This window comes from Microbacterium oxydans (assembly GCF_900095745.1).
GTDB lineage: Bacteria > Actinomycetota > Actinomycetes > Actinomycetales > Microbacteriaceae > Microbacterium > Microbacterium oxydans_B.
Map to the genome: position 1 here is coordinate 1 of NZ_FMIR01000021.1, position 5,542 is coordinate 5,542.

Annotated in this window: 3 rRNA genes; all 3 read right to left on the bottom strand. The window is 54.4% G+C overall.

The window, feature by feature from the left end:
- A 5S ribosomal RNA gene (rrf, locus tag BQ2383_RS19125) occupies positions 1-112 on the bottom strand; the annotation flags it as partial.
- Positions 113-220: 108 nt separating this feature from the next.
- Positions 221-3,325 (bottom strand): 23S ribosomal RNA (locus tag BQ2383_RS19130).
- Positions 3,326-3,756: 431 nt separating this feature from the next.
- Positions 3,757-5,280: ribosomal RNA gene (locus tag BQ2383_RS19135) — 16S ribosomal RNA — on the bottom strand.
- Positions 5,281-5,542 lie beyond the last annotated feature (262 nt).

Here is a 5,542-nt window from a genome sequence, read left to right on the forward strand (position 1 = left end):
GCGGTGTCCTACTCTCCCACAGGGTCCCCCCTGCAGTACCATCGGCGCTGTGAGGCTTAGCTTCCGGGTTCGGAATGTAACCGGGCGTTTCCCTCACGCTATGGCCGCCGAAACACTATTGATGTTTCAATCAAACACATAACAAAGTCATTGTTGTTATGCGGTTCTCGACCGTACATCGAGAACCACTCAGTGGACGCGTAGCACCAACAAACGGTGTGTTATCAAGTCATCGGCTTATTAGTACCAGTCAGCTGCATGCATTACTGCACTTACACATCTGGCCTATCAACCCAGTAGTCTGGCTGGGAGCCTCTCACCCGAAGGTATGGAAATCTCATCTTGAGGCCGGCTTCCCGCTTAGATGCTTTCAGCGGTTATCCATCCCGAACGTAGCTAATCAGCGGTGCTCCTGGCGGAACAACTGACACACCAGAGGTTCGTCCAACCCGGTCCTCTCGTACTAGGGTCAGATCCTCTCAAATTTCCTACGCGCGCAGCGGATAGGGACCGAACTGTCTCACGACGTTCTAAACCCAGCTCGCGTACCGCTTTAATGGGCGAACAGCCCAACCCTTGGGACCTACTCCAGCCCCAGGATGCGACGAGCCGACATCGAGGTGCCAAACCATGCCGTCGATATGGACTCTTGGGCAAGATCAGCCTGTTATCCCCGAGGTACCTTTTATCCGTTGAGCGACAGCGCTTCCACAAGCCACTGCCGGATCACTAGTCCCGACTTTCGTCCCTGCTCGACCTGTCAGTCTCACAGTCAAGCTCCCTTGTGCACTTACACTCGACACCTGATTGCCAACCAGGTTGAGGGAACCTTTGGGCGCCTCCGTTACTTTTTGGGAGGCAACCGCCCCAGTTAAACTACCCACCATGCACTGTCCCTGAACCGGATTACGGTTCGAAGTTAGATATCCAGAGTGACCAGAGTGGTATTTCAACAATGACTCCACACGAACTAGCGTCCATGCTTCAAAGTCTCCCACCTATCCTACACAAGCCACACCGAACACCAATACAAAGCTATAGTAAAGGTCACGGGGTCTTTCCGTCCTGCTGCGCGTAACGAGCATCTTTACTCGTAATGCAATTTCGCCGAGTTCGCGGTTGAGACAGTTGGGAAGTCGTTACGCCATTCGTGCAGGTCGGAACTTACCCGACAAGGAATTTCGCTACCTTAGGATGGTTATAGTTACCACCGCCGTTTACTGGGGCTTAAATTCTCAGCTTCGCCTTGCGGCTAACCGGTCCTCTTAACCTTCCAGCACCGGGCAGGCGTCAGTCCGTATACATCGTCTTGCGACTTGGCACGGACCTGTGTTTTTAGTAAACAGTCGCTACCCACTAGTCTCTGCGGCCTCCAAACGCTTTCGGGAGTAAATCCCTATACGCCGAAGGCCCCCCTTCTCCCGAAGTTACGGGGGCATTTTGCCGAGTTCCTTAACCACGATTCTCTCGATCTCCTTGGTATTCTCTACCTGACCACCTGAGTCGGTTTGGGGTACGGGCGGCTTGAACCTCGCGTCGATGCTTTTCTTGGCAGCATAGGATCACCCACTTTTTATCCGCATCGTGTCTCAGCCTATGTGAATCGCGGATTTGCCTACGACTCGGCCTACGCACTTGCACCAGGACTACCATCGCCTGGCTTGGGCTACCTTCCTGCGTCACACCTGTTAATACGCTAACCGCACCAGAATGGGGTCGTGCGCTAGGCCCAACGCGTCACCCCGAAGGGATCAGTCACTGGGATTCAGACACTTAGCACTACTGGATTAGCTTGGGCGGTTCTTCGCCGGTACGGGAATATCAACCCGTTGTCCATCGACTACGCCTGTCGGCCTCGCCTTAGGTCCCGACTTACCCAGGGAAGATTAGCTTGACCCTGGAACCCTTGGTCTTTCGGAGGACGTGTTTCTCACACGTCATTCGCTACTCATGCCTGCATTCTCACTCGTGTAGCCTCCACGGCTGGTTTACACCGCCGCTTCGCTGGCCACACGACGCTCTCCTACCCATCAACACGGCTGGACCACGAAGGCCTACCAATAATGTCAATGCCACAACTTCGGTGGCGTGCTTGAGCCCCGTTACATTGTCGGCGCGGAATCACTTGACCAGTGAGCTATTACGCACTCTTTCAAGGGTGGCTGCTTCTAAGCCAACCTCCTGGTTGTCAAGGCAACTCCACATCCTTTCCCACTTAGCACGCGCTTTGGGACCTTAGTTGGTGGTCTGGGTTGTTTCCCTCTCGACTATGAAGCTTATCCCCCACAGTCTCACTGCTGCGCTCTCACTTACCGGCATTCGGAGTTTGGCTGACGTCAGTAACCTTGTAGGGCCCATCGGCCATCCAGTAGCTCTACCTCCGGCAAGAAACACGCAACGCTGCACCTAAATGCATTTCGGAGAGAACCAGCTATCACGAAGTTTGATTGGCCTTTCACCCCTATCCACAGCTCATCCCCTCAGTTTTCAACCTAAGTGGGTTCGGTCCTCCACGACGTCTTACCGTCGCTTCAACCTGGCCATGGATAGATCACTTCGCTTCGGGTCTAGGACATGCGACTGAATCGCCCTATTCAGACTCGCTTTCGCTACGGCTACCCCACACGGGTTAACCTCGCCACATATCGCTAACTCGCAGGCTCATTCTTCAAAAGGCACGCTGTCACCCCTACTAAGGAGGCTCCAACGGTTTGTAAGCAAACGGTTTCAGGTACTATTTCACTCCCCTCCCGGGGTACTTTTCACCTTTCCCTCACGGTACTTGTCCGCTATCGGTCATCTGGGAGTATTTAGGCTTATCAGGTGGTCCTGACAGATTCACACGGGATTTCACGGGCCCCGTGCTACTTGGGATACTCTTCGCGCCAAGAGAAGCATTTCGACTACGGGGTTGTCACCCTCTATGACCGGCCTTTCAAGACCGTTCGTCTATACCTTCTTGTAACGCCGCCATCTCGGCAGAGATGACTGAAAAGTCCCACAACCCCCAACGTGCAACGCCTGCCGGCTATCACACACGCTAGGTTTAGCCTGTTCCGGTTTCGCTCGCCACTACTAACGGAATCGCGGTTGCTTTCTCTTCCTGTGGGTACTGAGATGTTTCACTTCCCCACGTTCCCTCTACCCGCCCTATATATTCAGGCGGGAGTCACTAGGTCGGCACGCCGCCCAGCGGGGTTTCCCCATTCGGACACCCTCGGATCAAAACTTGCTTATCAGTTCCCCGAGGCTTATCGCAGATTGCTACGTCCTTCTTCGGCTCCAGATGCCAAGGCATTCACCGTTTGCTCTTAAAGACTTGATAAATCACATGAGTTTGAATCAGAATCGACACCAGACCCCGAAAGGTCCGGCATGAAATTGACTAATGATCTTTAAGATCATCTTGTGCAACTGACCGAAGTCAGCTGCAAGATGCTCGCGTCCACTGTGTAGTTCTCAAAGTACGGGCGGTGCCCCAATCCACAACCCCACACGGGGGAAACAGAAAGAGGCCCAGAGTAACCGACTGTGCACTCGACCCAAAGGCCAGTGCGCATCCGGTCCCTCAGGACCCAACAGCGTGCAGGTGCGACATCCGCCACCCTCCCCGTTCCAACCAGATCCGAAGACCCGACGTACTAAAGAAGAACAACATCCTTCACACCATGTCAAATGTTCCACCCATGAGCTCCCAGCGAAGAACGTATGCCTTCGATCTGGGTTCTGGACTCCGAAGAGTCAGATGCTCCTTAGAAAGGAGGTGATCCAGCCGCACCTTCCGGTACGGCTACCTTGTTACGACTTAGTCCTAATTACCGATCCCACCTTCGACGGCTCCCTCCAAAAAGGTTAGGCCACCGGCTTCAGGTGTTACCGACTTTCATGACTTGACGGGCGGTGTGTACAAGACCCGGGAACGTATTCACCGCAGCGTTGCTGATCTGCGATTACTAGCGACTCCGACTTCATGAGGTCGAGTTGCAGACCTCAATCCGAACTGGGACCGGCTTTTTGGGATTCGCTCCACCTCGCGGTATTGCAGCCCTTTGTACCGGCCATTGTAGCATGCGTGAAGCCCAAGACATAAGGGGCATGATGATTTGACGTCATCCCCACCTTCCTCCGAGTTGACCCCGGCAGTATCCCATGAGTTCCCACCATTACGTGCTGGCAACATAGAACGAGGGTTGCGCTCGTTGCGGGACTTAACCCAACATCTCACGACACGAGCTGACGACAACCATGCACCACCTGTTTACGAGTGTCCAAAGAGTTGACCATTTCTGGCCCGTTCTCGTATATGTCAAGCCTTGGTAAGGTTCTTCGCGTTGCATCGAATTAATCCGCATGCTCCGCCGCTTGTGCGGGTCCCCGTCAATTCCTTTGAGTTTTAGCCTTGCGGCCGTACTCCCCAGGCGGGGAACTTAATGCGTTAGCTGCGTCACGGAATCCGTGGAATGGACCCCACAACTAGTTCCCAACGTTTACGGGGTGGACTACCAGGGTATCTAAGCCTGTTTGCTCCCCACCCTTTCGCTCCTCAGCGTCAGTTACGGCCCAGAGATCTGCCTTCGCCATCGGTGTTCCTCCTGATATCTGCGCATTCCACCGCTACACCAGGAATTCCAATCTCCCCTACCGCACTCTAGTCTGCCCGTACCCACTGCAGGCCGGAGGTTGAGCCTCCGGATTTCACAGCAGACGCGACAAACCGCCTACGAGCTCTTTACGCCCAATAATTCCGGATAACGCTTGCGCCCTACGTATTACCGCGGCTGCTGGCACGTAGTTAGCCGGCGCTTTTTCTGCAGGTACCGTCACTTTCGCTTCTTCCCTGCTAAAAGAGGTTTACAACCCGAAGGCCGTCGTCCCTCACGCGGCGTTGCTGCATCAGGCTTGCGCCCATTGTGCAATATTCCCCACTGCTGCCTCCCGTAGGAGTCTGGGCCGTGTCTCAGTCCCAGTGTGGCCGGTCACCCTCTCAGGCCGGCTACCCGTCGACGCCTTGGTGAGCCATTACCTCACCAACAAGCTGATAGGCCGCGAGCCCATCCCCAACCGAAATTCTTTCCAGACGCAGACCATGCGGTCACGTCACATATCCAGTATTAGACGCCGTTTCCAGCGCTTATCCCAGAGTCAGGGGCAGGTTGCTCACGTGTTACTCACCCGTTCGCCACTGATCCCACAGAGCAAGCTCCGTGTTCACCGTTCGACTTGCATGTGTTAAGCACGCCGCCAGCGTTCATCCTGAGCCAGGATCAAACTCTCCGTAAAAAAGAAATGCATACGACACCGGGAAAACGGTGACGCAGCGAGTTTGATGCTGACCAAAGAGACAAATTCATTGCTGACTTCATCCGTTGCCAACCCCACAAGGAGGTTGGTCTTTGATCCAAAGGAATTCTCACCCCCACCGAAGTGGAGACGAGGATAATTTGGCATTTGACAAGTGCACGCTGTTGAGTTCTCAAGGATCGGATGCTCCCACGACCCAGCCATCACAGCCAGGCCCGCAGGGCAACTTCTCTATCTTACC